The organism is Azospirillum fermentarium (assembly GCF_025961205.1).
GTDB lineage: Bacteria > Pseudomonadota > Alphaproteobacteria > Azospirillales > Azospirillaceae > Azospirillum > Azospirillum fermentarium.
In genome coordinates this window covers 823,233-850,029 of record NZ_JAOQNH010000003.1, presented here as the reverse complement: position 1 = coordinate 850,029, position 26,797 = coordinate 823,233, and the positions used below count along the sequence as shown (strand labels likewise).

General features: G+C 71.0%; 25 protein-coding genes. 18 read left to right on the top strand and 7 right to left on the bottom strand.

All coding sequences use genetic code 11. The features are described 5' to 3' along the window. Positions 1–25: 25 nt before the first annotated feature. Together M2352_RS23950 and M2352_RS23945 are read right to left on the bottom strand one after the other, a co-directional pair. Positions 26–574 (bottom strand): rhodanese-like domain-containing protein, encoded by a 549-nt coding sequence (locus M2352_RS23950; protein ID WP_264667047.1) that lies wholly within the window; start codon positions 572–574, stop codon positions 26–28. 85 nt (positions 575–659) lie between these two features. After that, entirely contained in the window at positions 660–1,736 is a 1,077-nt protein-coding gene (locus M2352_RS23945; RefSeq protein ID WP_264667046.1) for a saccharopine dehydrogenase family protein, read from the bottom strand. Between the two features lie 395 nt (positions 1,737–2,131). On the opposite strand from M2352_RS23945, the gene M2352_RS23940 reads away from it, so the two are divergent. Next, positions 2,132–3,244 carry an acyltransferase family protein gene (locus tag M2352_RS23940; RefSeq protein ID WP_264667045.1) on the top strand — a complete coding sequence of 371 codons (1,113 nt, stop codon included), beginning with the start codon at positions 2,132–2,134 and terminating at the stop codon, positions 3,242–3,244. A 10-nt stretch (positions 3,245–3,254) separates the two neighbouring features. Here the strand turns inward: M2352_RS23940 and M2352_RS23935 are convergent, their stop codons facing one another. Further along, positions 3,255–4,526, bottom strand: coding sequence for an NAD(P)/FAD-dependent oxidoreductase (locus M2352_RS23935; protein ID WP_264667044.1), 1,272 nt, complete (start codon positions 4,524–4,526; stop codon positions 3,255–3,257). Positions 4,527–4,530: 4 nt separating this feature from the next. After that, a complete protein-coding gene (gene amaB, locus M2352_RS23930) occupies positions 4,531–6,036 on the bottom strand; it encodes an L-piperidine-6-carboxylate dehydrogenase (protein ID WP_264667043.1) in 1,506 nt (501 codons plus the stop codon). Positions 6,037–6,238: 202 nt separating this feature from the next. On the opposite strand from amaB, the gene M2352_RS23925 reads away from it, so the two are divergent. Then, positions 6,239–8,050 carry a serine hydrolase domain-containing protein gene (locus M2352_RS23925; RefSeq protein ID WP_264667042.1) on the top strand — a complete coding sequence of 604 codons (1,812 nt, stop codon included), beginning with the start codon at positions 6,239–6,241 and terminating at the stop codon, positions 8,048–8,050. A 5-nt stretch (positions 8,051–8,055) separates the two neighbouring features. On the opposite strand, the gene M2352_RS23920 is transcribed toward M2352_RS23925, so the two are convergent. Continuing rightward, a complete protein-coding gene (locus tag M2352_RS23920) occupies positions 8,056–9,711 on the bottom strand; it encodes a thiamine pyrophosphate-binding protein (RefSeq protein WP_264667041.1) in 1,656 nt (551 codons plus the stop codon). A 139-nt stretch (positions 9,712–9,850) separates the two neighbouring features. On the opposite strand from M2352_RS23920, the gene M2352_RS23915 reads away from it, so the two are divergent. From M2352_RS23915 to M2352_RS23905, 3 genes are all read left to right on the top strand, one after another. Beyond that, positions 9,851–10,744, top strand: a complete 894-nt coding sequence (locus M2352_RS23915; RefSeq protein WP_264667040.1) for a LysR substrate-binding domain-containing protein — start codon at positions 9,851–9,853, stop codon at positions 10,742–10,744. Between the two features lie 158 nt (positions 10,745–10,902). Then, positions 10,903–12,414, top strand: coding sequence for an acetyl-CoA hydrolase/transferase family protein (locus M2352_RS23910; protein ID WP_264667039.1), 1,512 nt, complete (start codon positions 10,903–10,905; stop codon positions 12,412–12,414). Positions 12,415–12,515: 101 nt separating this feature from the next. Then, entirely contained in the window at positions 12,516–14,057 is a 1,542-nt protein-coding gene (locus M2352_RS23905) for an ATP-binding protein (protein WP_264667038.1), read from the top strand. 117 nt (positions 14,058–14,174) lie between these two features. On the opposite strand, the gene M2352_RS23900 is transcribed toward M2352_RS23905, so the two are convergent. Further along, the gene (locus tag M2352_RS23900) at positions 14,175–14,552 is read right to left on the bottom strand and encodes a c-type cytochrome (RefSeq protein ID WP_264667037.1); all 378 of its coding nucleotides are present in this window, start codon (positions 14,550–14,552) and stop codon (positions 14,175–14,177) included. Positions 14,553–14,818: 266 nt separating this feature from the next. Between M2352_RS23900 and M2352_RS23895 the strand changes: the two genes are divergently transcribed. From M2352_RS23895 to M2352_RS23835, 13 genes are all read left to right on the top strand, one after another. Next, on the top strand, positions 14,819–15,646 hold the full coding sequence (locus tag M2352_RS23895; protein ID WP_264667036.1) for a LysR family transcriptional regulator: 828 nt from the start codon (positions 14,819–14,821) through the stop codon (positions 15,644–15,646). Positions 15,647–15,785: 139 nt separating this feature from the next. Next, positions 15,786–17,210, top strand: a complete 1,425-nt coding sequence (atpD, locus tag M2352_RS23890) for a F0F1 ATP synthase subunit beta (protein WP_264667035.1) — start codon at positions 15,786–15,788, stop codon at positions 17,208–17,210. Beyond that, the gene (locus M2352_RS23885) at positions 17,207–17,653 is read left to right on the top strand and encodes a F0F1 ATP synthase subunit epsilon (protein ID WP_264667034.1); all 447 of its coding nucleotides are present in this window, start codon (positions 17,207–17,209) and stop codon (positions 17,651–17,653) included. Before atpD ends, M2352_RS23885 begins: the two co-directional genes overlap by 4 nt. Beyond that, on the top strand, positions 17,650–17,946 hold the full coding sequence (locus M2352_RS23880; protein ID WP_264667033.1) for an AtpZ/AtpI family protein: 297 nt from the start codon (positions 17,650–17,652) through the stop codon (positions 17,944–17,946). Before M2352_RS23885 ends, M2352_RS23880 begins: the two co-directional genes overlap by 4 nt. Further along, entirely contained in the window at positions 17,943–18,305 is a 363-nt protein-coding gene (locus M2352_RS23875; protein ID WP_264667032.1) for an N-ATPase subunit AtpR, read from the top strand. The genes M2352_RS23880 and M2352_RS23875 overlap by 4 nt, the downstream gene beginning before the upstream one ends. Continuing rightward, the gene (locus tag M2352_RS23870) at positions 18,302–18,976 is read left to right on the top strand and encodes a F0F1 ATP synthase subunit A (RefSeq protein WP_264667031.1); all 675 of its coding nucleotides are present in this window, start codon (positions 18,302–18,304) and stop codon (positions 18,974–18,976) included. Before M2352_RS23875 ends, M2352_RS23870 begins: the two co-directional genes overlap by 4 nt. Positions 18,977–18,980: 4 nt before the next feature. Next, positions 18,981–19,220 (top strand): F0F1 ATP synthase subunit C, encoded by a 240-nt coding sequence (locus M2352_RS23865; protein ID WP_264667030.1) that lies wholly within the window; start codon positions 18,981–18,983, stop codon positions 19,218–19,220. A 256-nt stretch (positions 19,221–19,476) separates the two neighbouring features. Next, a complete protein-coding gene (locus tag M2352_RS23860; protein ID WP_264667029.1) occupies positions 19,477–20,244 on the top strand; it encodes a F0F1 ATP synthase subunit B family protein in 768 nt (255 codons plus the stop codon). After that, positions 20,219–21,694, top strand: coding sequence for a F0F1 ATP synthase subunit alpha (locus M2352_RS23855; protein WP_264667028.1), 1,476 nt, complete (start codon positions 20,219–20,221; stop codon positions 21,692–21,694). The genes M2352_RS23860 and M2352_RS23855 overlap by 26 nt, the downstream gene beginning before the upstream one ends. Positions 21,695–21,696: 2 nt before the next feature. Continuing rightward, complete coding sequence (locus tag M2352_RS23850) at positions 21,697–22,539, top strand: F0F1 ATP synthase subunit gamma (RefSeq protein ID WP_264667027.1); 843 nt, start codon at positions 21,697–21,699, stop codon at positions 22,537–22,539. Positions 22,540–22,634: 95 nt separating this feature from the next. After that, entirely contained in the window at positions 22,635–23,882 is a 1,248-nt protein-coding gene (locus M2352_RS23845; RefSeq protein WP_264667026.1) for a hypothetical protein, read from the top strand. 15 nt (positions 23,883–23,897) lie between these two features. After that, on the top strand, positions 23,898–24,710 hold the full coding sequence (locus M2352_RS23840) for a motility protein A (RefSeq protein ID WP_264667025.1): 813 nt from the start codon (positions 23,898–23,900) through the stop codon (positions 24,708–24,710). Further along, positions 24,697–25,524, top strand: a complete 828-nt coding sequence (locus M2352_RS23835; protein WP_264667024.1) for an OmpA/MotB family protein — start codon at positions 24,697–24,699, stop codon at positions 25,522–25,524. Before M2352_RS23840 ends, M2352_RS23835 begins: the two co-directional genes overlap by 14 nt. Here M2352_RS23835 and M2352_RS23830 read toward each other — a convergent pair whose 3' ends face one another. Beyond that, positions 25,525–26,583, bottom strand: a complete 1,059-nt coding sequence (locus tag M2352_RS23830; RefSeq protein WP_264667023.1) for a Glu/Leu/Phe/Val dehydrogenase dimerization domain-containing protein — start codon at positions 26,581–26,583, stop codon at positions 25,525–25,527. It abuts the gene before it with no gap. Between the last annotated feature and the right edge of the window lie 214 nt (positions 26,584–26,797).

The window sequence follows — 26,797 nt, the reverse complement described above, 5'->3', positions numbered from 1 at the left end:
CAGCAAGAGCCATGCCATCGGCGGATCAGTCGAAGGGCAGCGGGCGTCCCTCCTCGGTCGGCAGGCCCGCTTCCATCCAGCCGTCGGACCCCAGCGGGTACCAGTAGACGCGGGTATAGCCCAGGCTGAGCGCCCGCTTGGCGGCGTTCCACGACATCCAGCAATCGGCCAGGCAATAGAACAGCACCCCCCGGCCGGTGTCCCCGCCGGTCAGCCGGGCCAGGTGGCGGGCGAACCACGCGGTCATTTCCGGCCCCGGATCACCCACGCCCACGCCGGGCAGCCACACGCTGCCGGGGATCTGGTGGAACGGCTTGGCCATGATCCACGGGCCGCCGGGCAGGGTGGAGCGGTCCAGCTTCATCACGTTGATGGGGATGGCCTGCCCCCCTTCGATCAGGGTGCGGGCGGCGGCGGTGTCCACGGTGGTGGCGCCGGACAGCCCCGCCGGGGTCGGGCTGCGGTAGCCGTCCATGCGGTAGCCCGCGGGCTCGTCCACCGCCGCCGCCGGTCCGGCCGCCAGCAGCCCCGCCCCCAGTATTGCACCCATGGTTGCCATGAACACCCGCTTCATTTTCCGATTCCTCCCGGTTTTTCATTAGGTGGAGGATAGGAGACGAAGAGGTGCGTGTCCGGTCAATACTGCGATGGTCTCAGACTCATGCCTCGGCATAGTGGCGGCCGAAGCGGTTCGTCAGAAAATCGCTCAGGTTTGCATCCTCCTGCCGCACGAAGCCCCGCTGGGGCAGCCGTCCGTCCCGCAAAAGGTCGATCATGGCGCAGATGCCCGCCGCCGTGGTGATCTGGATGGCGCTCCACGGCACGCCGGCGATGGTGGCGTTGTAGATCTTGCGGGCGACGCTTTCCTGCATCAGCCGCCCGTCCTGGTGGCCGCTGACGGTGACGAACACCAGCACCACGTCCTGCTTGGTCATGGGCACGGCGGTTTCCAGCACGTCCTTGAACAGGTCGCGTCGCTCCGCCAGCCGCAGATCCTGGGCGAGGAACTTGATGGCGTCGCGGTGGCCGGGGTAGCGCACGGTCTTGTAGTTCAGCGTGCGCACCCGCCCCGCCAGCGTGTCGCACAGGGTGCCCAGCCCGCCCGACGTGTTGAACGCCTCGTACTCCACCCCGTCCAGGGAGAAACGCTCCAGCCCCTGGAGCGGCAGCACCTCGTGGACCTCTCCTTCGTGGATCGCCTCGCACAGGTTGCAATATTCGTTGATCAGCCCGTCTGTACTCCAGGTCAGGTTGTATTTCAGCGCGTTGGTGGGGAAGATGGGCAGCGCCCCCACCCGCATCTGCACGTCGCGCAGACTGTCGAACCGTTTCGCCAGATCGTGCGCCGCGATGGACACGAACCCCGGCGCCAGCCCGCATTGGGGGACGAAGGCGGTGCCGGCCCCATCCGCCACCGCGCGCACGCGGCGGGTGGTGGCGACGTCCTCGGTCAGGTCGAAGTAATGGGCGCCCGCGTCCCGCGCGGCTTCCGCCACCGCGGCGTTGAGGTAGAAGGGCAGGGCCGAGACCACCATGGCATGGCCGGGGATGGCCCGCCGCAGCGCCGCCGGGTCGGACACGTCCAGCACCATCCGTTCCGCCTCGTTGTCCGCCACGTGGGACAGGCTGGCGGCGGCGTGGTCGGCGACGGTGATGGTGTAGTCGCCGCTGGAATGGAGGAGGTGGGCGATCATGCTGCCGATCTTGCCCGCGCCCAGCAACAATATCCGCGTCATCCGGTCCTCCTCGCGCCCGTTCCGGTGAAGTGCCCTGTCTTGAGCGTGGGTATGGGCGGCGAGTTTTTCCAGGGGGATGACCCCCAGCGGGGGATGCAACCAACCGCGCGGCCCTGGCGTTATCCCCTCAGGCAACCATTGATGAGACGGGAGGTTGGGCCATGCGTGGCGTGCTTTTGTGGCTGATCGGGATTCCGCTGCCGGTGATCCTGCTGCTCTACCTGTTCAACGTGCTGTGAGTCCGGTGGGGGTAGGCCCCTCCGGGCCGCCCCGCCCCTTTTCCGCCGGCCTACCCCCGTCAAGGGGGTAGGCATGAAGAGTTTTTGAAAAGCCGCCCGGCCGCACAAACCATCAAGCTCATCGGCCAAGACCGCACCACCGATGAGGCCCCCCTGATGAAGACCATCACCGGCATCCAGTACCTGCGCGGGCTGGCGGCGTTCATGGTGCTGTACTTCCATGCCATCGACCAGTTTCCGGCGCTGTTCCGTGGGCTGGGGCCGTTCGGGCATGTGGGGGTGGCGGGGGTGGACATCTTCTTCGTCATCAGCGGCTTCATCATGTGGACCATCACCGCCCGCGGCGATGCCGGCGACGGGCGGGGTTCGCCGATGGATTTCCTGATCAAGCGGATCATCCGCATCGTGCCGCTCTATTGGGTGTTCACGGCCCTGGCGGTGGTGGCCGGGCTGGTTCTGCCGCAGGCGCTGCACAACCGCTCCACCGACGGGGGGCACATCCTGGCCTCGTTCCTCTTCATCCCCGATTTCCATCCGGCGTTTCCGGGGATGGTGTTTCCGGTGCTGGTGCCGGGATGGTCGCTGCAGTTCGAGATGTTCTTTTATGGGGTGTTCGCCCTGTTCGTGGGCTGCACCGCGGCGGTGCGGCTGGTGGCGGTGCCGGCGGTGATCGGGGGGCTGGTGCTGCTGGGGCTGGCGGTGCGCCCCGAAAGTGCGGTGTGGGTGACCTACACCGACCCGCTGATGCTGGAATTCGTGGCGGGGATGCTGCTGGGGGTGGCGTACCGGGCCGGGTGGCTGCGCTCGGTGGTGCTGGGATGGGGTGGGGTGCTGGCGTTCCCCGTGCTGATCCCGTTGCTGACCACCCTGTTCATGGAGGATTACGCGGTGTCCGGCCCGGCGCGGCTGGCGGCGTGGGGGCTGCCGGCGGTGCTGCTGGTGGCCGGCGTGCTGTGCCTGGAAAACCGTGGGCGGATGCCGGTGGTGCCGGTGCTGCGGCTGATCGGCGATGCCTCCTATGCGCTGTACCTGTCGCACCTGTTCACGCTGGGTGTCCTGCGCGTGGCGTGGAAGGCGGCGGGCCTGCCCATGGGCGGGGGATGGGACATCGCCTTTGCCGCCGTGGTCTGCGTGGCGGGTGTCGTGGCGGCGGTGGCGGTCTACCGCCTGATCGAGATGCCGCTGGTCAACGCCGTGCGTCGGATGGCGGGGCAGGGCCGCAAGAGGCGGCCTGCCGGCCCTCTCCCCGCCGGGGAGAGGGTTGGGTGAGGGCCGGACGTCAGTCCACCGTGTGCCACGCCACCGCCCCGGCTTCCCAGAACGCCGCACGCACCGGGCGCCACGGCCAGTCGTGGGGGCTGGTGCGGGGAAGCGGCATGTCGGCGGCGTCGCGGCTGCGGGCGAAGGCGGCCAGCGCCTTGCCGAACACCGTGCCCGGCCCGACGCCGCGTCCGTTGTAGCCGATGACCGCCAGCAGCCCCGGTTCGGGCTCGTGGAAGCGGGGGATGTGGTCCGCGGTCATGCCGATGCGCCCGAACCACCCGCCGTCCAGCGCCAGCCCGCGGGTCTGGGGGAAGGCGCGGTGCATCACCCGCTCCGCCCACGTCCGGTGGGCCACCGCACCCGCGTGGTCCAGCCGTCCGATGGACCCGACGATCAGCCGCCCCGCCCGGTCCAGCCGGAACGACGCCATCACCATGCCGGTGTCCCACGTGCCCTCGCGCCGCGGCAGGATCTCCGCCAGCGTCCGTTCGGGCAGGGGTTCGGTGGCGCACTGGAAGTAATGCACCGGTGTGACCGTCCGCGACAGGCCGGGCGCCAGGGCACCCGTGTAGGCGTTGGTCGCCAGGATCACCGTGTCGGCGGTGACCGTGCCGCGGGCGGTGGCGACGGTCCAGCCGCCGGCCCCCCGCTCCAGCCCGGTCACCATGGTGCCGGTGTGGATGCGCGCCCCCGCCGCCAGGGCCGCCGCCGCCAGCCCGCGGGCATAGGCCAGCGGCTGGATGGTGCCGGCGCGGGCGTCGTGCAGGGCACCGTAAAAGGCACGGCTGCCGGTGCGCGCTTCCGTCTCCCGCTCGTCCAGCAGGGTGACGGGGGCGCCGATGGCCGAAAGCTGCGCGTGGCGCCGCGCCAGATCGGCAAAGCCGGCGGGGGCGTGGGCCAGATGCAGCGTGCCGTTGCGCACCGCCTCGCAGTCGATGCCGAACCGTTCGATCAGGGAAAACACCAGGGCGGGGGAGGCGCCGAGCGCGGCGTTGAGCCGCTGCCCGGTCTCCACCCCGACCGCCGCGGCGATGTCGGCGGGGGGCAGCCACAGGCCGGCGTTGACCAGACCGACGTTGCGGCCCGACCCGCCGAACCCCGGCTCCTCCGCCTCCAGCACCACGGCGTCCGTGCCGGCCTCGGCCAGGTGCAGGGCGGCGGACAGGCCGGTGAAGCCGGCCCCGATGATGGCCACGTCGGCGCGGGTGCTGCCGTCCAGCGGTTTGGTGGCCGGGGCCGCGGGGGCGGTGCGCCCCCACAGCCCGTGCGTCAGGGACGTACCACCCATCCCCTTACCCCACCTCGAACCGGATGCCCTGGGCCAGCGGCAGGGCCGAGGAATAGTTCACCGTCGCCGTCTGCCGCCGCATGTAGCCCTTCCACGCGTCGGAGCCGGATTCGCGCCCGCCGCCGGTTTCCTTTTCCCCGCCGAAGGCGCCGCCGATCTCCGCCCCGCTGGGGCCGATGTTGACGTTGGCGATGCCGCAGTCGGAGCCGGTGGCCGACAGGAACCGCTCCGTCTCGCGCACGTCGGTGGAGAAGATGCAGGACGACAGCCCCTGGGGCACGGCGTTCTGCAGCGCAATCGCCTCGTCCAGCGTGTCATAGGCCAGGACGTAGAGGATGGGGGCGAAGGTCTCGTGCCGCACCACCGCCGACTGTTCCGGCATCGCCACGATGGCCGGGGCCACGTACCAGCCATGGGGGAAGCGGTCGGCCAGCGCCCGCGCGCCGCCCTGGACGAGGGTGCCGCCCTGGGCCTTGGCCTGTTCCAGCGCCTGCTGCATGGCCTGGAACGCGCCTTCGTCCACCAGCGGGCCGATCAGGGTGCCGGCCTCCCGCGGGTCGCCGATGGGAATGGTGGCGTAGGCCGCCGCGAGCCGGGCCACCAGCGTGTCCTTGACGCTGCGGTGGACGATCAGCCGGCGCAGCGTGGTGCAGCGCTGGCCGCAGGTGCCGACCGCCGAGAACACGATGGCCCGCACCGCCATGTCCAGATCGGCGCTGGGCGCCACGATCATGGCGTTGTTGCCGCCCAGCTCCAGGATCGGGCGCCCGAACCGTTCCGCCACCACCGCGGCCACGGCGCGGCCCATGCGGGTGGAGCCGGTGGCCGACACGATGGGCACCAGCGGCGATGCGGCAATCGCCTCGCCCACGTCACGCCCGCCGTTCAGCACGATCAGCAGGTCCGCCGACGCATCGCCGAAGCGGGCCACCGCCCGTTCGAACAACGCGGCGCAGGCCAGCGCCGTCAGGGGCGTCTTTTCCGACGGCTTCCACACCACCGGATCGCCGCACACCAGCGCCAGCGCCGCGTTCCACGCCCACACCGCCACGGGGAAGTTGAAGGCGCTGATGACGCCGCACGGCCCCATGGGATGCCAGGTTTCGCGCATGGAATGGCCGGGCCGCTCCGACGCGATGGTCAGGCCGTAGAGCTGGCGCGACAGACCGACCGCGAAGTCGCAGATGTCGATCATCTCCTGTACCTCGCCCAGGCCCTCCTGAACGATCTTCCCGGCCTCCAGCGTGACCAGCAGGCCCAGGTCGTCCTTGGCCGCGCGCAGCTCCTCGCCCAGCAGGCGGATCAGCTCGCCGCGCCGCGGGGCCGGCACCGCCCGCCACGCCAGGAACGCGGCGTGCGACCGTTCCAGCGCGGCCTGCACATCGTCGGCGGTGGCGGTGGGCACCGTGCCCAGCACCGCCCCGTCGATGGGGGACCGCGCGGTCAGGCCGGGGATGCCGGGGGCGGCGAGGGTGACGCCGAGGCGGGAGAGAAGATCATGGGGTGACATCGGCAAAACTCCAGACAGGTCGTCAGCGCGAAGGATGGCCCGAAAATCGGCCCGAGGAAGCGGGAAAACAAAGGGAAACAGGAAAAGAACGGGGGATCCCCGGAAAGGGCCGCCGGAGCTGCGGCACGGCGCCCCTTGCCGGTCCGGTCCACACCCTGTAGGAGAACGGCAGGGGACGGCTTTTCCACAAGGATGCGGTTTGATGCCTGATGTTCATCCCGTGCGGGGCCGTCCTTTGGGCGCCCGGTTTCTGGCCCTGGCCGCGTGTCTCGTCCTGGCCGCCTGCGCCGGCATGCCGGAACGGGCCGGGCCGGTGGCGCCGGGCGACACCCGCTTCATGACCGAGACCCTCGACTGGCTGGTGCCGCGGGCGATGGCCCGCGCCGCGGTCCCCGGCGTGGTGGTGGCGGTCACCGATGAGAACGGCGTGCTGTGGTCCAGGGCGTACGGGCAGGGTGCGGCGGGGCAGCCCCTGGACACCGGCGCCCGCTTCCGCGTCGGCTCGGTGTCCAAGCTGCTGACGGCCACCGAGATCATGCGCCGGGTGGACCGGGGCGACATCGGGCTGGACGCCCCGGTGTCCACCGTGCTGCCGGGCGTGGTCCGGGAGGAGGCCGGGCGGCCCGTCACCGTGCGTGCCCTGCTGGCCCACCATGGCGGCCTGTCGCCCAACCACCTGCGCGGCATGTTCGTGGCCGAACCCCAGCCGCTGGCCGCCGTGGACGCGCTGGTGCGCGGCACGCCGCCGCTGGCCCCGCCCCAGACCCGCTACATCTATTCCAACCTGGGCTATGCCGTTCTGGGCCGGATGATCGAGCGGGCCAGCGGCCAGCCGTTCGCCGCGGCGATGGACCATGCCCTGCTGGCCCCGCTGGGCATGACCGCCAGCGCGTTCGAACGCACCGCCACGGCCCGCGGCCCCGTGGTCACCGGCCACCGCCGGGGCGAGCCGGTGCCGCCGGTGGGCCTGCGCGACGATCCCGCGGGCGGGCTGGTGACCGACGCCGCCGATCTGGCGCGCTTCCTGCGCTTCGTCCTGAACGGCGGGCGCGGCCCCGATGGCCGCCCGCTGATGCGCCCGGCCACGCTGGACCAGATGTTCCAGCCGCAATACGCCGGCCTGCCGCTGAATTTCGGGCGCCGCCTGGGGCTCGACTGGCTGCTGGCGGGGATCGACGTGCCCGGTGTCGGGCCGGTGGCGTGGCACGGCGGCATGACACCCGGCTTCCACGCCCTGGTGGCTGTCTCGCGCCCCCACAAGCTGGGCGTGGTGGTGCTGGCCAACGACGAAGGAGCCGCCGAACTGGTCAAGACCGTCGCCGCCAAGGCGCTGGAACTGGCGCGGGAGGCCAAGACCGGCATCGCTCCGCCCCCGCCGCCGCCCGTGACGGAGCCGGCGGAACAGGCCCTGCCGCCCGCGGTCCTGGCGGCGCTGAGCGGTGATTACGCCATTTTCGGCGAGCGCGTCACTATGACCGCCGCGGGCAACCGGCTGAAGACCACGGCGCTGGGCCGCGCGGTGGATCTGATTCCGGTGGCGGGAGACCGTTTCGCCGTCCACACCGCGGTCCTGGGGCTGTTCGACGTCGCGCTGCCCGGCACCGCCGTGCGTTTCGCGACGGTGGACGGGCGCCGCTATGGGGTGGTGGAGGGGCGTGAGGCCCCCCTGGTGTTCGAACGGCTGGAGGACGGCCCCATCCCCGATGCCTGGCGCGGGCGGCTGGGCACCTACACCGGCAGCGACGGCGACGACATGCTGACCATCCACCGCTTCGACCTGACCATCGACCGGGGCGTGCTGACCGCGCGGGTCCGCAGCAGCAGCCGCACCTTCGGCTACGACAAGGGGGAGGGCAGCGTGGTGCTCACCCCCCTGTCGGACGATGCCGCCGCGGCCATGGGCGGCGACACGCTCCAGGGCGGGCCGCTGGTGGCGGGCTGGCAGGATGGCCGCCCGGTGCTGCGGTTTTCCGGCTACACCCTGGTCCGTACCGATGGGGGGCGTGCCGAATAGGCCGGTCATCGGCGCGGTTTCCCCGCGGCGCGGATTTCGGACAGGGTGCGGGTGGGGGTGAGGGCTTCAGGGTCGATCTTCACATGAATGATCGCCGGACGCCCGGCGTTCTGCGCGCGGGTGAAGGCGGGGGCGAACTCCTCGGTCCGCTCCACCGTTTCGCCGTGGCCGCCATAGGCGCGGGCCAAGGCGGCGAAGTCGGGGTTGCGCAGCGCGGTGCCGGTGACCCGGCCCGGATAGTCCCGTTCCTGGTGCATGCGGATGGTGCCGTACATGGCGTTGTCCACCACCACCACGATGATGTTGGCCCCTTCCTGCGCGGCGGTGCCGAATTCCAGCCCGGTCATCTGGAAGCAGCCGTCGCCGGCAAAGCACACCACGGTCTTCTCCGGGGCCGCCAGCTTGGCGGCGACGGCGGCGGGCAGGCCATAGCCCATGCTGCCGCACACCGGCGCCAGTTGCGTGCCGAAGCGGCGGAAGCGCCAGAACCGGTGAATCCAGGTGGCGTAGTTCCCGGCGCCGTTGGTGATGACCGCATCCTCGGGCAGCGTGTCGCGCAGCCACGCCATCACCGCCCCCATCTGCACTGCCCCCGGCGTGGTGGGCGGGGTGTCGCTCCAGGCGTGGTAGTCGGCGTTGGCCGCCGCGGCCCAGTCCGCCGCCGCCGGGGTGGCGGGCAGGGAGGCCAGCGCATCGAGGAAGGCGCCCGGCACCGCGTTCACCGCCAGGGCGGGGCGGTAGACGCGGCCCAGTTCCTCCGCACCGGGGTGCACGTGGATCACCGGCACGCCGGGGTCGGGGATGCCCAGAAGCCCATAGCTCTGGGACGGCACCTCCGACAGCCGTCCGCCCAGCAGGACCAGCAGGTCGGCGTCCTTGATGCGGGCCACCAGCTTCGGATTGATGCCCAGTCCCACGTCGCCGGCATAGAGCGGGTGGGTGTGGTCGAACAGCATCTGCCGGCGGAAGGAACAGGCCACCGGCACCCGCCACGCCTCGGCGAACGGCCGCAGCGCCGCCACCGCGTCCGCGGTCCAGCGCGATCCCCCGGCGATCACCAGCGGGCGCCTGGCCGCCGCCAGCAGCCGGGCGGCCTCCTGCGTCTGGAAACCGGTGGGGGCGGATTCGGCGGCCACGGCGGCGGCGGCCACCGGCGCATCCGCGGTTTCCACCAGCATATCCTCGGGCAGGGCCAGGACCACCGGGCCGGGGCGCCCGCTCATGGCGGTGTGGAAGGCGCGGCTGATCATCTCCGGCACCCGCCCGGCGCTGTCGATCTCCGCCACCCATTTGGCCATGCCGCCGAACATCTGGCGGTAGTCCACCTCCTGGAACGCATCGCGCCCGCGCATGGCGCGCTCGATCTGGCCGACGAAGACCACCAGGGGGGTGGAATCCTGCTGCGCCACGTGGATGCCGGCGGCGGCGTTGGTGGCGCCGGGGCCGCGGGTGACGAAGCACACGCCGGGACGGCCCGTCAGCTTGCCCTCCGCCTCCGCCATCATGGCGGCACCGCTCTCGTGGCGGGTGATGACCGTGCGGATGGAGGAATCGTGCAGCGCGTCCAGCACCGCCAGATAGCTTTCGCCCGGCACGCCGTAGACGCGCTGCACCCCTTGCGCTTCCAGCGCCGCGACGATCAACTGCCCGCCCGTTTTCATGGCTCTCAACCCGTTCCCTGGATCATGCACCCGACGCCCGGCAGTGTGGCCGGGATGGGGGCGGGCCGCAACCGACTTCCTTTCCGTTGGTCATGAGTTATTCTCATGATCCGACCGCCACTCCCGAGAGCAACCCCTCATGCCGCCGCCCCGCCGCCACCTGCCGTCCATGAGCGCACTGACCGCCTTCGATGCCGCCGCCCGCACCGGCAGCTTCACCGCGGCGGGCCAGGAGCTTGGCCTGACCCAAGGGGCGGTCAGCCGCCAGATCAAGGCGCTGGAAGACCTGCTGGGATGTCCGCTGTTCGTGCGCGAGGGGCAGCGCGTCGCCCTGACGCCGGCGGGGCAGGATTACGCGGAATCGGTGGCCGACGCGCTCCGCCGCATCGGGGCGGCCAGCCTGCGCGTCATCGCTGCCCCCAAGGGCGGGGTGCTGGCGCTGGCGGTGCTGCCCACCTTCGGCACCCGCTGGCTGGTGCCGCGGCTGCCCGATTTTCAGGCCAGGAACCCGGAGGTGATCCTGCACGTCATCACCCGTCTGGAACCCTTCGATTTTCGGGGGGCGGAGATCGACGCCGCCATCCATTTCGGCGATCCCGACTGGCCCGGTGCCGTCTGCGACCGGTTGATGGGGGAGGATGTGCTGCCCGTGGCCTCCCCCGCCTTCCATGCGGCTCATGCGGTGGCGGGGCCGGCGGACATCGCCGCATTGCCGCTGCTCCACACCACCAGCCGTGCCTATGCGTGGATGGAATGGTTCACCGCCCACGGCATCGGGCGCCACGCCGGCACCGGCATGCATTTCGAACAGTTCGCCATCACCGCCCAGGCGGCCATCGCCGGGCTGGGGGTGGCGCTGCTGCCCACGCTGCTGATCCAGGCGGAGTTGCAGGCGGGCACCCTGGTGCCCATGGTGGTTCCCCCCTACCGCAGCGCGCGCTCGTACTACCTCGTCCATCCCCCGGCGCGGGGGCAATACCCGCCGCTGGCCGCGTTCCGCCGCTGGATTCTGAGCCAAGCGGAAAGGGCTTGATACCATACGGACCGGTATGCGGGTAAGAGGACGCTGATATTCCATTCTGTCTGTTGTGGGGACACATCATTTCGCCGTACGCATGAAGAAAGAAAAGATAAACGGAAACGCTCCCCTGGCACTGCCCAAGAATTGCCAAGAAACCGTAGGGACGCTTGATGTATCAGGATCGAATCCGTTTGAAGTCGCTCTGGGGAAAGGTGGTTTCCCCGGAAGAAGCGGCCATGCTGATCAAGGACGGCATGACTGTGGGCATGAGCGGCTTTACCCGCGCCGGTGACGCCAAGGCCGTGCCTCTGGCGCTGGCCGAGCGGGCCGCTACCGACAATCTGAAGATCACGCTGATGACCGGCGCCTCGCTGGGCAACGACGTGGACAAGATCCTGACGGAAGCCGGCGTGCTTGCCCGCCGCCTGCCGTTCCAGGCCGATCCCGTCCTGCGCCGCGCCATCAACCGCGGCGAGGTGATGTTCGTCGATCAGCACCTGTCGGAAACCGTCGAACTGCTGCGCTCGCGCCAGATGGGGCCGGTGGACATCGCCGTGGTGGAGGCCTGCGCCATCACCGAGAACGGCGGCATCATCCCCACCACCTCCATCGGCAACACCGCCACCTTCGCCATCCTGGCGGAAAAGGTCATCATCGAGCTGAACCTGACCCAGCCCTTGGAGCTGGAGGGGCTGCACGACGTCTACATCCCCACCCGCCGTCCGTTCCGCGAGCCGATCCCGGTGGTGACGCCGGAAAGCCGCGCCGGCCTGCCCTATATCCCCATCGACCCGTCGAAGATCGCCGCCATCGTGGTGACGCGCAAGGCGGACAGCTCGGCCAACATCCTGCCCCCCGACGACGAGACCAAGGCCATCGCCGGCCACCTGATCGAGTTCTTCGAGAGCGAGGTGCGCAAGGGCCGGCTGTCGCGCAGCCTGAACCCGCTGCAGGCCGGCATCGGCACCATCGCCAACGCCGTGCTGCACGGCCTGATCGAGGGGCCGTTCCACGACCTGACCATGTACAGCGAGGTGTTGCAGGACAGCACCTTTGACCTGTTCGACGCCGGCAAGCTGACCTTCGCGTCCGGCTCGTCGATCACGCTGAGCGCCGACAAGTATGCCGAGGTGCTGCCCAGGATCGGCAGCTACAAGGGCCGGCTGCTGCTGCGCCCGCAGGAGATCTCCAACCACCCGGAGGTCATCCGCCGCCTGGGCGTCATCGGCATCAACACGGCGCTGGAGTGCGACATCTACGGCAACGTCAACTCCACCCACGTCAACGGCACCCAGATGATGAACGGCATCGGCGGGTCGGGTGACTTCGCCCGCAACGCCTATCTGGCGGTGTTCGTCACCAAGTCGCTGGCCAAGGGCGGGGCCATCTCGTCCATCGTGCCCATGGTCAGCCACGTGGACCACAACGAGCACGACGTGGACGTTCTGGTGACCGAGGTGGGGCTGGCCGACCTGCGTGGCCTGGCCCCGCGGGAACGGGCGGAGATCATCATCCGCAACTGCGTCCACCCCACCTACCGCGCCATGGCCGACGACTATTTCCGCCGCGCCCTGAAGCGGGGCGGGCACACGCCGCACCTGCTGGAAGAGGCGTTCTCCTGGCACGTCCGCTACCAGAACACCGGGTCGATGATGGAAGCCCAAGCGGTGGCGGCGGAGTAACCGTTTCCCGCCGGACTGTTGCGAAACCGCCGCTCCCCACGGGCGGCGGTTTTGCTGTATAGAGGCCGGCTTTCCGGGCAGGACGGTTTGTTGGGACGGGCATGAAGCTGGCGATCGAGATGGGGACGACCACGGGCGGCACGCCCGCGGCGCTGGATCTGGAAGAGTTGCTGGCGACGCGCCTGCTGGTGCAGGGCAATTCCGGGTCGGGCAAATCGCACCTGCTGCGCCGGCTGGTGGAACAGTCGGCGGCCTGGGTGCAGCAGATCATCGTCGATCCCGAGGGGGATTTCGTCACGCTGGCCGACCGTTTCGGCCATGTGGTGGTGGACGCCGCCGATCACACCGAAGGGGCGCTGCAGGGCATCGCCGGGCGGGTGCGGCAGCACCGCGTGTCCGTCGTCCTCAATCTGGAGGGTCTGGATACCGAGGCGCAGATGCGCGCGGCGGCCGCCTTCCTGGGCGGGCTGTTCGACGCCGACCGCGATTACTGGTATCCCGTGCTGGTGGTGGTGGACGAGGCGCAGCTCTTCGCCCCCGCCGCTGCCGGGGAGGTGTCGGACGAGGCGCGCAAGCTGTCCCTGGGCGCCATGACCAACCTGATGTGCCGCGGGCGCAAGCGCGGGCTGGCCGGCGTCATCGCCACCCAGCGTCTGGCCAAGCTGGCCAAGAACGTGGCGGCGGAAGCCTCCAACTTCCTGATGGGCCGCACCTTCCTCGACATCGACATGGCGCGCGCCGCCGACCTCCTGGGCATGGAGCGGCGGCAGGCGGAAAGCTTCCGCGATCTGGAGCGCGGGCATTTCGTCGCCCTTGGCCCCGCGCTGTCGCGCCGGCCCCTGCCCATCCGCATCGGTACGGTGGAGACCGCGGCCCGCAGCGGCAGCCCGCGCCTGCTGCCCCTGCCGGAAACGCCGGTGGAGGATGCCCGCGGCCTTATTCTGACCAGCACCGGACCGGCCCTGCCGCCGCCCCCGCCGCCGCGCCGCGCCGCGCCGTCAACGGCGGAGGTGATGGCACAGCTTGCCCGCGTGCGCCCGGCCATCCTGCTGGCCAGCGAAACCGCCGCCGCTGCGGACGGGGACGCCGCCGACGCCGTGCCCGCCGAACCGCCGCCCGATCCCGGCCCGCAGATCGACGCGGTGATGGAGGAGGTGCTGGCCGATCCCGACGCCGCCTTCCGCTCGGTGGCCGTGCTGTATCAGGATTTTCTCGTGCGCTGCCGCATCCGCCGGGTGGCGGGGCCGCCGTTGGACCTGCCGGCCTTCCGCCGCCGTCTGGCCGCCGCGCGGGCGGGGGTGGACGATGCCGCCACCGCCCAGGTTCCCGATTGGGAACAGGTGCAGGCCATCGCGTCCGGCCTGTCGGAGGATATCCAGGGGGTGTATCTGATGATCGCGCGGGCGGCGCTGAACGGCGACCCGTGCCCGTCCGACCACGAGGTGGCGCGGGCCTGCGGCAGCCGGTCCGCGGGGCGTGCCCGCCGGCTGCTGACCTATATGGAACAGCGCGGCCACATCGTGTGCCGTGCCGACCGTGGCGGGCGCCGGTCCATCGCCCTGCCGGGTCTGGCGTGGGAAACCGCCTTCGGCGATCCGAACGCCGTTCCGGCTGCCGAGATGGACGGTGCCGCGGCGGGATAAGGGGATAACCCGCCGCGGCACCGTCCTCCCGTCGTGCGGGGAGGGGACCCCACACAGCGTGCCGTGATCCGTCAGGCCGCCCGGCCGGGGGAACGGGGCGGCCGCCGGATCACGAAATCACTGGGACTGGCTCTTGAGGTAGGCGATCAGGTCGGCGCGCTTGGCGTCGTCCTTCAGACCGGCGAAGGCCATCTTGTTGCCGGGCACCGTGGCCTTGGGATCGGTGATGTAGGCGTTCAGCTTTTCCTCGTCCCAGGTGACGCCGAAATCCTGCATCGGCTTGGAATAGGCGAAGCCGGCGGCGGTGCCGGCCTTGCGGCCGACGATGCCGTGCAGGTTCGGGCCGACGCGGTTCGGGCCGCCGGCCTCGATGGTGTGGCACGCCTTGCAGACGTTGAACACCTTTTCACCGGCGGCGGCGTCGCCGTCGGCATAGGCGGCGGTCGCGCTCAGGGCGAGAGCAGAGGCAAAGAAAACGACACGGGTGATCGACACGTCAGCACTCCTCAAGGTCTACGGGTTCAGGGAATGCCCGGCGAGGCTCAATCGCACCGATGCCGAAAGATGCACCACATCTTCCGGCTGTACCTGCCGCGGGGGAGGGTGGACCGCCGGCCCTGAATGGATGGCGGAAGCTAACCCTACGACTATGGTGCCAAAAGCGAAATTTATTGATGGATATCATCGGTAAAACCGATGCGTTATAGTGGCGGCGGCGAACGGTGTTTTTCAAAGGGCTGCAGGGCGGCATGGATATCGAAATGGCCCGGACGTTTCTGGAAGTGGTGGCCGCGGGCGGTTTCGTCGCCGCCGCGGCCCGGCTCCACGTCACCCAATCGACGGTCAGCGCCCGCATCCGCCAGCTTGAACAGCGTCTCGGTTGCCGCCTGTTCGTGCGCAACAAGACCGGCGCCAGCCTCACCGCCGCCGGCAGCCGCTTCCAGCGCCACGCCGCCGCCATGCTGCGCCTGTGGGAAGTGGCCCGCCAGGAAGCCGCACTGCCCGCCGGCCACCGGGCGCTGCTGCGCATGGGGGGCGAGGCGGGGGTGTGGAACCGCCTGCTGAACCGCTGGATTCCCTGGATGCGCCAGAACGCCCCCGACATCGCGCTGCGCTGCGACGTGGGTCTGCCCGACGGGCTGTTGCAGCGGCTCCAGGACGGCACGCTGGATCTGGCGGTTCTCTATTCCCCCCGCGCCCTGCCGGGGCTGTCGGTGCATCTGCTGCTGGAAGAGGAACTGGTGCTGTTCCGCATGCCGGCGGGCGACGGGGGCGGGGACGCGCCGTACGTCCATATCGATTGGGGCGAAACCTTCCGCCGCAACATCAGCCTGCAGCGCCCCGACGCGCAATCGTCCCCCGTGTCCATCGGTGTGGGCACGCTGGGGCTTGATTTCGTCAAACAGTGCGGCGGCACCGGCCATTTCCCCCGCCCGCTGGTGCAGCCGCTGGTGGATGCCGGCATGGGCGAGATCCTGGCGGAGGAACACCCGCTGACCCTGCCCATCTACGCCGTCTATCCCGACGACGCCGACGCCACCGTTCTGGACCCGGCGTTCGAAGGGCTGCGGGCCATTCTGGCGGCGTGATTTTGGCGGCGTGATCCGCTTTCCCCGCGCGGCAGCCATGCCGCGGGCGGGCCGGCCGCGGTGATACGAATCATACCCCTCCCCCCCGTCCCGGCGTACCGTTGATGAAGCGGCAGTCGAAACGGTCCGGGACGGGATCATGACGGACGGCGTGCAAACACAAGGCGATGGAGCCGTCGTGGCGGTGCGCGGGTCGGTGCTCGACCTGCGGTTCGCGCAAGACGGGCTGCCGGCCCTGAATGAAGGCATCGCGGTGCTGTGGGACCGGCCCGCCGCCCTGACCGCCGAGGTGCAGTCGCACCTGAACACCACCACCGTCCGCGCCATCGCGCTCCAGGATACCGCCGGCCTGCGCCGGGGAACCCCGGTGCGCCGCTGGCACGGCCCGCTGACGGTGCCGGTGGGCGACGGGGTTCTGGGGCGGCTGGTGGACGTGATGGGCAACCCGGCGGACGGCGGTGCGCCGCTGCCCGCCGACGCGCCGCGCCGTCCCATCCACCGCCCCGCCCCGCCCCTGGCCCGGCAGAATCCCCGCCGCGACCCGTTCGAAACGGGCATCAAGGTCATCGACCTGCTGGCCCCGCTGGCCCGCGGCGGCAAGGCCGCCATGTTCGGCGGGGCGGGGGTGGGCAAGACCGTGCTGGTGATGGAACTGATCCGCACCATGGTCGAACGCTACACCGGCATTTCCGTCTTTGCCGGCATCGGCGAGCGCTGCCGCGAAGGACAGGAGCTGTGGGAGGAGATGGGCCGCTCCGGCGTGCTGGCCCGCACCGCCCTGGTGTTCGGCCAGATGAACGAGCCGCCGGGGGCGCGCTGGCGGGTGGGGATGACCGCGCTGGCCATGGCCGAGTATTTCCGCGACGAGGCGGCGCGCGACGTGCTGCTGCTGATGGACAACGTGTTCCGCTTCGTCCAGGCGGGGGCGGAGGTGTCGGGGCTGCTGGGCCGGCTGCCGTCGCGGGTGGGCTATCAGCCGACCCTGGCGACCGAGGTGGCGGCGCTTGAGGAGCGCGTGGCCTCGGTCCCCGGTGCGGTGGTGACGGCGATCCAGGCGGTCTATGTCCCCGCCGACGATTTCACCGACCCGGCGGTGGCCGAACTGTTCAGCCATCTGGACAGTTCCATCGTGCTGTCGCGGGCCATGGCGGCGGAGGGGCTGTACCCCGCCGTCGATCCGCTGACCTCCACCTCCATGCTGCTCGACCCGCTGCACGTGGGGGAGGCTCATTGCCGGCTGGCCGAGGAGGTGCGCCGCACCATCGCCCAGTACCGCGAGCTTCAGGACATCATCGCGCTTCTGGGCATCGAGGAGTTGAGCGCGTCCGACCGCCGGGTGGTGGGGCGGGCGCGGCGGCTGATGCGGTTCCTGACCCAGCCGTTCCTGGTCACCGAACCCTTCACCGGGCGCCGCGGCATGTCGGTGCCGCTGGCCGCCACCATTGCCGGCTGCCGCGCCATTCTCGACGGCGAAACCGACGACTGGCCGGAACAGGCGCTTTACATGACCGGCTCGCTCGACGACGCCCGCACGGGCCTGAAGCAGCGGGAGGCGGCGTCATGAAGCTGACCGTCACCACCCCCACCGCCATCGCCGTGCGCCGCGACGGCATCACCCATCTGCGGGCCGAAGACCCCAGCGGCGCCTTCGGCATCCTGCCCGGCCACGCCGATTTCCTGACCGCGCTGACGGTGTCGGTGCTGGCGTGGCGCGACGGCGCGGGGCGGGAGGAATTCTGCGCCGTGCGTGGCGGGGTGCTGACCGTCAGTGCCGGCGACACCATCGCCGTCGCCACGGCGGAGGCCGTGCCCGGCGGCGACCTCGCCCACCTGGAAACCGAGGTGCTGGCCCGTTTCCGCCGCACGGAAAGCGACGAGGCGGGGGCGCGCACCGGCGCCCAGCGGCTCCATTGGACGGCGGTGCGGCACATGCTGGGCTATCTGCGCGCCGGGCGCCCGCCGTCGGATCATGCGCTCGGCGATGGATTCGGAGGAGGTGCGGCATGACCCGTCCCCCCGACCCCGACGGCCATCATCTGGCCGACCCGGTGCGCCGGCACCGCGAACGCCGTGCCCTGTGGCTGTCCACGGGGGAACGGCCCCTGGCCCGCAATCTGGCGATGATCGGGGCGCTGGGCTGGCTGGTGGTGGCGCCGTCCCTGCTGGGGCTGTTCGCCGGGCGCTGGTTGGACCGGACGCTGGGCTGGCCGGACTCGGGCATTTTCTGGAGCGTGTCGCTGCTGTTCGCCGGCGTCGTCGTCGGCTGCCGGCTGGCGTGGGAAAGGATCGGCCGGGAATGAGCGCACCGCTGGACCTGTCGCCCCTGCCCATCCTGGCGGGGCTGGCGGCCGGGGCCGCCGTGGGGGCGGTCTTCTTCCGCGCCCTGGCGGCGGAGGTGCGGCTGCTGCTGGGCGGCACGTGCCGCGGAAGCCAAGCCGCGGATGCGGCGCCGGCGTTTGAGGAAGAGGCAGAGAGAGAGCGTGTTTCCGGTCAACGGAAACACGCTCTAGCCGGGGTGGCGCTGCATCTGGGCCGTTTCGCGCTGGCCGCCGGGGTGTTCGTGGTGGCGGCGTTCCAGGGGGCGCCGGTGCTGCTGGCCGCCCTGGCGGGTTTCGAAGGGGCGCGGCGGGTGATGCTGCGCCGGGGGAGGGGATCATGAGCGACTCACCGCTGACGGTGGCCGTGGTCTTCACCATCGGGCCGGTGCCGGTGACGCTGCCGGTGGTCACCACCTGGGGGCTGATGGCGGTGATGGCGGTGGCGTCGGCGCTGCTGACCCACCGCCTGTCCCCGGCGGGGGGCGGGCGGCGCCAGACGGTGCTGGAGCTGACCGTCCTGACCATTGCCGGGCAGGTGTCGGACGCCATGCAGACCGATGGGCGGCGGTATCTGCCGCTGCTGGGCACGCTGTTTCTCTATCTGGCGGTGGCGAACCTGTCGGGGCTGCTGCCCGGCGTGCATCCGCCCACCGCGTCGCTGGAAACCGCGGCGGCGCTGGCGCTGGTGGTGTTCGCTGCCACCCAGTTCTATGGCGTGCGCGGGCGGGGGGTGCGCGGCTATATGGCCGGCTTCGCCCATCCGACGGTGCTGATGCTGCCGCTGAACCTTCTGGGGGAGGTGACGCGGGCCTTTTCGCTGATGGTGCGCCTGTTCGGCAATGTCATGAGCGGGGAGTTCGTCATCGGCATCGTGCTGGCGCTGGCCGGGCTGTTCGTGCCGGTGCCGCTGATGCTGCTGGAAACCCTGACCGGGCTGGTTCAGGCGTATATCTTCACCATCCTGGCCGCCGTCTTCATCGCCGGTGCCGCCGGAACCATCGAGAGGGGATGAGACCATGACCGTCCAGATGATCAGCATCCTGGCCGCGGCCTTGGCCGTGTCCTTCGGGGCCATCGGCCCGGCGCTGGCCGAGGGCCGCGCCGTCGCCGCCGCCATGGAGGCCATCGCCCGCCAGCCCGAAGCGGCCAACACCCTGTCGCGCACCCTGTTCGTCGGGCTGGCGATGATCGAGACCATGGCGATCTATTGTCTGGTGGTGGCGCTGCTGCTGCTGTTCGCCAACCCCTTCGCCTGATCGGGGCCGCTTTGACCAAGACGAATGAACAGGGCGGTCGGATGAAGGTTCTCGGAACTCTCTTGGGTTTTTCGTCATTCCCGCGAAGGCGGGAATCCAGCGAGAGCCGCGACAGCGGCGACATGAGTCCTCGTGACTCATATGGCGCGCGGACGCGCGCACTGGATTCCCGCCTTCGCGGGAATGACGGTAATCCTAAAATCTGGAAAAGAGACCTTTCATTCGATTGCCTTAGAAGAATTGAGGGGGACGGCCGATGACCATCGACGGCTGGACCATCGCCCTGCAGACGGTCAATTTCCTGGTGCTGGTGTGGTTGCTGCGCCGGTTCCTGTGGCGCCCCGTGCTGGCCGTGATCGCCGCGCGGGAGGCGGAGGAGGCGCGCATCCACACGGCCGCCGCCGCCGAACGCACCGCCGCCGAGGAGGCCCGCCGCGCGGTGGACGCCGAGCGCGCGGCATTGGAGGCCGAACGCGCCGGCCTGCTGGACCAAGCCCACACGGCGGCGGAGGCCGAGCGCGCCGCCCTGGCAAAATCCGCCCAGGCCGAGGCAGACCGGCTGCTGGCCGACACCCGCGCCCGGCTGGCGCAGGAACGCACCGATGCGCTGGCCGGGCTGAAGGGCCGCGCCGTCACCCTGGCCGCCGCACTCGCCGGACGGCTGGTGGCCGATGTGGCGGCGGATGCGACCCCGGTGCTGTTCGCCCGCGCCTGCGATGCGCTGGCGGCGGAACCCGACGAACGCCGCGCCCGCCTGCTGCCGCCGGGGGACACCCTGACGGTCGTCGCCGCCCATCCGGTGGACGCCGCCACCCGTGCGGCGTGGGGGGCGCACCTGTCGGCGGTGCTGGGCCGTCCGGTCCCGCTCGACATCCACACCGACCCCGCCCTGGTGGCGGGGGTGGAGTTGCATTTCCCCGCCCTGGTGCTGGCCCAATCCTGGCGCGGCGTGCTGGATGCCGCCGTGGCGGCGGAGCGGGCGCGAAAGGAACCTGCCGATGCCGAGCCTCTCCCAGTCCCTTGACGCCTGGACCGGCGAGGCCGGGGCGCGGCTGGCCGATGCCGACACCACGGCACGGGTGGACAGCGTGGGCCGCATCGAATCGGTGGGCGACGGCATCGCCCGCGTCTCCGGCCTCGCCGACGCGCGGGCGGGGGAGGTGCTGCTGTTCCCCGGCGACGTCGCCGCCCTGGCCGAGGATCTGGACGAGGACACCATCGGCTGCGTGCTGCTGGGGGATTCGTCCCACCTGATGGCCGGCGACCGGGTGCGCGGCAGCGGGCAGATCCTGTCGGTGCCGGTGGGCGAGGGGGTGCTGGGCCGCGTGCTCGACCCCCTGGGCCGCCCGCTGGACGACGGGCCGGCGGTGGCGGCGGAGCGGCTGGACCCGGTGGAACGCCCGGCCCCGCCCATCGCCGCGCGGGCGGCGGTGACCGAGGCCATGGCCACCGGCACGCTGGTGGTGGACGCCCTGTTCCCCCTGGGCCGCGGACAGCGCGAACTCATCATCGGCGACCGCGCGACCGGCAAGACCGCCATCGCCGTGGATGCCATCCTCAACCAGACCGGCGGGGATGTGGTCTGCGTCTACATCGCCATCGGCCAGAAATCCTCCAGCGTGCGCGAGGTGGTGGAGGCGGTGCGCCGTGGCGGGGCGGGCGCCCATACCCTGTTCGTGGTGGCGCCGTCCGATGCCGCACCGGGGCTGCAATGGCTGGCCCCCTTCGCCGGCTTTACCATGGCCGAGTATTTCCGCGATTCCGGGCGCCACGCCCTGGTGATCGTCGATGACCTGACCAAGCACGCCGCCATTCACCGGCAATTGTCGCTGCTGCTGCGCCGCCCGCCGGGGCGGGAGGCGTACCCCGGCGACGTGTTCTATCTCCACGCCCGCCTGCTGGAGCGGGCGGCCAAGCTGACCGCCGCGCTCGGCGGCGGCTCCCTGACCGCACTGCCCATCGCCGAGACGCAGGCCGGCAACCTCAGCGCCTATATCCCCACCAACCTGATCTCCATCACCGACGGGCAGATCTGCCTGGACGCCAAGCTGTTCCACGAGGGGCAGAAGCCGGCGGTGGACGTGGGCCGCAGCGTGTCGCGGGTGGGGGGCAAGACCCAGCCCGGCCCCCTGCGCACCCTGGCCGAAAGCCTGCGGCTGGATTACGCCCAGTTCCTGGAACTGGAAGCCTTCACCCGCTTCGGCGGCATGGTGGACGCCCGCACCGCCCGTGCCGTGGACCATGGGCGGCGGATGCGCGCCCTGCTGGCCCAGCCGCGGCTGGCGCCGCAGCCGCTGGCGCTGCAGGTGGCGGCCCTGCTGGCCCTGACCGAAGGGCTGCTCGATTCGCTGCCGCTGGAGCGGATTCCGGCCTTCCGCGCCACGCTGGCCGGGGCGGTGGCGGGCATCGATCCCGCCGCCCGCGACCGGCTGATGGACGCGGTGCGCCAGGCACTGGCAACCGGGGGGAAATAGCCATGGCCGAACGGCTGGCCGAGGTCACCGCCCGGCGCCGCAACATCGAAGGGTTGCGGCAGGTGGTGGACGCCATGCGCTCGCTGGCCGCCGTGCGCCAGCGGCAGGCGGCGGACGCGCTACCGGCCATCCGTGCCTATGCCGGCATCATGGCCGCGGCCCTGGCCCGCGGGGTGGCGCTGCTCGACCGGCTGCCCGCCGGGGGCATCCGCCCGGTGTTCGGCAACGGGTTCCATGCGCACACCACCGTCATCCTGTTCACGCCCGAGCACGGATTCACCGGCGCCTTCACCGAACGGCTGCTGGCGGCGGTGGCGGACGCCGGAACGCTGTGGGTGGTGGGCAGCCGCGGTGTCCTGCTGGCGCAGGAACGCGGTCGGCCGGTCGGCTGGTCGGTGGCCATGGCCACCCACACCGACGCCGTGCCCGCCACCGCCCGCGCCGTGGCCGAGGCGATCTATGCCGGTGTTCTGGACGGCACCCTGGGCCGCATCGATGTGGTCTATCCGCGGGTGGAGGGGGCCGCCGAACGCATCGTGCGCGACGGGCTGCTGCCGGTGGACCCGGCCCGCGTGACCGGATCGGGGGCGGCCGGGCCGCCGCCGCTGGTCAATCTGGAGCCGCAACGGCTGGTCGAACGGCTGGCGGACGAATACCTGTTCGCCCAGTTGATGCACGCCGCCATGGAAAGCTTCGCCGCGGAAAACGCCGCCCGTCTGGTCGTCATGGTGTCGGCCCGGCGCAACGTGGACGAGACGCTGACCAGCCTGACTGCGGCAGAGCGGCGTTTGCGTCAAGAGGATATCACCAACGAGGTCATCGAATTGTCGGCGGGAGGTGTGTAAAAGCGTACCATTGCAGGATTGGGGAAGTGGCGCGAAAATCGTTCAAATACGATCTTCTGTCTGGCCTGTCCGCGCCCCTTGCGGAGCATACGACCATGAAGCCCCATTCCCCCGCTGCGGTCCCTCTCGATCCCGCCCTGGTCCGTCGCCTGCTGGATCTGCGCGCCCACGGTGCCGGCATGGCGGCGCTGCTGGTGGACATGGGGGCCATCGAGCACGCCGACGATCCGCGCTTTTCCCTGTCGCTGCTGCATTATCTGGAAAGCTGGGCCGGCCCCCACCCGCGCGAGGTGTTCCGCCTGCCGGGATTCCGGGTGCTGGTGATCGCGCCGGTGGCGGCGCGGGACGCGCTGGAGCGTGGTGCGTCGGCGCTGTCCCATGTGCTGCGCCATCACAGCTATGGGCTGGTGCAGTGCCGGGTCTACGACCTGGGGACCGAGGTGCCGCGGCTGATCGCCGACCTGATGCCGGGGGCTGCGGACGCGCCGGCGGCCTCGGCCACCGTCACCCCGCCGGTGTCCGGCGCCACCCTGGGCCGGCTCTTGGAGATGGAACGCACCCTGGCCGGGGCCAATGTGGAACCGCTGCTGCGGGAAGAAACCCTGTGGTCCTTCGCCGACCCGGCGGCGCCGAAGCCGGTGCTGACCGAACTGGCGGTGTCGCTGGACGAGCTGGATTCCCGCCTGGATCTGGCGCTGCACCGGGACGAATGGCTGCGGCACGAGGTGGGAGCCATGCTCGACCGCGGGCTGCTGCGCCACATCGCCCGCGACCGCGGCGCCACGCGGCGGCGTTTTTCCTTCGACCTGCACAGCGCCACCGTGCTGGACGACGGTTTCGGCGATCTGGTCCGCGCCATTCCGGCGGAGGTGCGCGGGCGGCTGACGGTGGAACTTGCCAGTTGGGAAGCCGGGCTGTCCCCGGCCCGTTTCGCGGCGGCGGCGGCGCGTCTGGCCGATCTGGGGTTCGGCGTGGCGCTGGACCGCGTGCCGCTGGAGGCGCTGGCAACCCTGGATCTGGGCGGGGCGGCGGTGGATTTCGTCAAGGTGATCGGGTGCGACGCCCCCGACGCCGCGCATCTGGCCGCCGGCGTCGAACGGTTCGGCGCCGGGCGGCTGGTGCTGTGGCGCTGCATCACGGCGGCGTTGCTGGACACCGCGTTGGGGGCCGGGGTGCGGCTGTTCCAGGGCCACGCCGCCGACGAACGGGCCGCGGCACCCGCCGCGTCCGCCACACCCGCCCCGCCGCCGGATGTGGAAGCCGCCGGACCCGGCGGCGAAGGGGCGGAGGAGGCCCCCCCCGAACCCCCCGGCCTGCTGGCCCGGCTGTTGGGGCGCGGGTAGGGCGGGGGGCGGATCATGGCACCGGCAAAACCCAAAACCGCGGGGCACCGCCCGGCGGGCGTGATGATCTCCACCGTGCTCGGCGTGGCCGGGGCGGCGGGGCTGCTGGCCTACATCGGCGCCGAGCACGGGGCGCAGGTGCTGTGGAACCCCACGGGCGCGGCCATCGTCGGCGGCGGGGTGGCGGTGGCGGCGTTCCTGGCCTTCCGCACGTCGGAACTGCTGTCGGCGCTGTCGGCGCTGTCGGCGATCTTCCGCAACGACGCCCCCATCAATCAGGACATCGCCGACCTGCTGGAGTTCGCCCGCTGCCACCACCGCGCCCAGGTGCGCGATGCCGAAGCGGTGCTGGGCCGGGTGCGCAGCCCGTTTCTGAAGCTGGGCCTGCAGCTCGTGGCCGACGGCGCGCCGGTCAACGACATCCTGCACGTGATGAACTGGCGCATCCAGAAGCTGGTGGAGCGGGAAACGGTGGAGGCCAAGCTGTTCCGTACCCTGGCCGGTCTGGCCCCCGCCTTCGGCCTGCTGGCGACGCTGGTGGGGCTGATCGGGCTGATGGCCAGCCTGGGCACCGCCAGCGTGGGCGAGGTGGGGGCGCACATGTCGGTGGCGCTGGTCGCCACCTTCTACGGCGTGGTGCTGGCCAACGTCGTCTTCAAGCCCATCGCCATCAAGATGGAACAGCGCACCGCCCGCCGGGTCGGGAATCTGAACGTCCTGCTGGAAGGCATCCTGCTGGTGCGGCTGGGCCGGTCGCCGACGGTGGTGGCCGATGCCCTGGCCGAATTCACCCGTGAACGCCGGGACGAGCTTCATGGCGCCCCTTGACCCTCTCCCCCCGGACGCGCGCCAGCACCTGGAGCCGCTGGACGGTGCCATTCCGGCCACGTGGCAGCCCGACCGCGGCTATGCCGCCCCGCCCGCCGACGACGATCAGGAAATCTGGCTGCTCAGCTATTCCGACATGGTGACGCTGCTGTTCTCGGTGTTCGTGATGCTGATGGCGATCACCTCGGTCAAGGACCAGTTGCCCCCCGAGCCGCCGCCCGCCGACACCCCCGTGGCCGAACACGCGCAGGAAACCGCCCCGGCCCCGCCGCCCCCGCCCGCACCGGTGGCGGAGGATGCGGTCCCCCCCGATCCCGGCCCGCGGCTGGAGCCCGGACAGGTGGCGGCCCCCACCCCCGAACGGCTGAGCGACCAGTGGCGTGAACGGCTGGAGGCCATGGGCATGCCCCCCGGCGTGGCGGTGCATGTGCAGCAGAACGGCATCGCCATCGACATCGGCGACGCCATCCTGTTTCCCACCGGGCAGGCGGACCTGACGCGGGAGGGGCGGGCGCTGCTGGTCTATCTGGCCCCGCTGCTGCGCGCCGTCCCCGGCACGCTGGTGGTGGAGGGGCACACGGATTCCGTGCCGATCACCTCGGCCCGCTTCCCCTCCAACTGGGAATTGTCGGCGGCGCGGGCGGCGGCGGTGGTGCGGCTGCTGGTGGAGCAGCAGATCCCGCCCACCCGCCTGAGCGCTGCCGGCTACGCCGACACCCGCCCCATCGCGCCGGGCACCGATCCGGTCAGCCTGGCCCGCAACCGCCGGGTCACCCTGTCGCTGCGCGCCATCGGCAGCGGCGCCCTGGAATAGTCACCGCCGCTTGCCGATGCGTTCGCGGGCCATGGCGTCGGCAATCGCACCGGTGGGCTGCCCCTCGGTGTCGGCGCGGGCGAAGATTTCGGCCAGCGTCGGGCCGATGGCTTCGATGTGGCGGATGGCCTTCTCCGGGTTGTAGCCGGTGCGCTCGTGGTGAATGTCGATGATGCCGCCGGCGTTGATGACGTAATCGGGGGCGTAGAGGATGCCGCGCCGCCGGATCTCTTCCCCATGATGGGGGCGGCCCAACTGGTTGTTGGCGGCTCCGGCCACCACCGCGCAGCGCAGCCGGGGAATGGTGTCGTCGTTGAGCACGGAGCCCAGGGCGCAGGGCGCGAACACGTCCGCCGCGGCATCGAAGATGCCCTCCACCGTCGTCACCTCCGCCCCCAGTTCGCGGGCCAGCACCGTTACCCGCGGGGTGTCGATGTCGGCCAGGATCAGGCGGGCGCCCGCATCCTTCAGCAGCCGGGCCAGATGGCCGCCGACGTTGCCCACCCCCTGCACCGCCACGGTCAGCCCGTCCAGGTCGGTGCGGCCCAGCCTGTGGCGCACCGCCGCCTTCAGCCCGGTGAACACGCCGTAGGCGGTGGCCGGCGACGGGTCGCCGCTGCGCTGGCCGCCGTCGCCGGTGGCCTTGTCGTGGATGCCCGACACGTGGGCGGTCTCCTGCGCCATCACCTTCATGTCGGCGACGCTGGTGCCGGAATCCTCGGCCACGATGTAGCGGCCCCCGGCCCGCTCCACGCTGCGGCCCATGGCGCGCAGCAGCGCCTCGCTCTTGCCTGTGCGGGGGTTGCCGATGATGACCGACTTGCCGCCGCCCAGCGGCAGCCCGGCCATGGCCGATTTGTAGGTCATGCCGCGCGACAGCCGCAGCGCGTCGGTCAGCGCCTCGGCGTCCGACGCATAGGGCCACATGCGGCAGCCGCCCAGCGCCGGCCCCAGCGTGGTGTCGTGGATGGCGATGATGGCGCGCAGGCCGGCATCGGCGTCGGCGCAGAAAATCACCTGTTCATGGGCGTCGAAGTCCATATGGTCGAAAAGCGGCATGGGGCAGAACTCCGTAACCGGGCGACGGATGGGGCGTTTGTGAAGGGGCCGGTGGAAAATGGCCGGCCATTTCATGTTGCAAGGCACAATAAGTTCCGCATCTGCGCAGTAATGACCGCAGAATTACTGTGATCTTTGCCATCATTTATTCTTGAAAAGACATATTTGCATTTGAAATCAAGTGCAAGGGTGCCGATGGATAGGATTTCAAAAA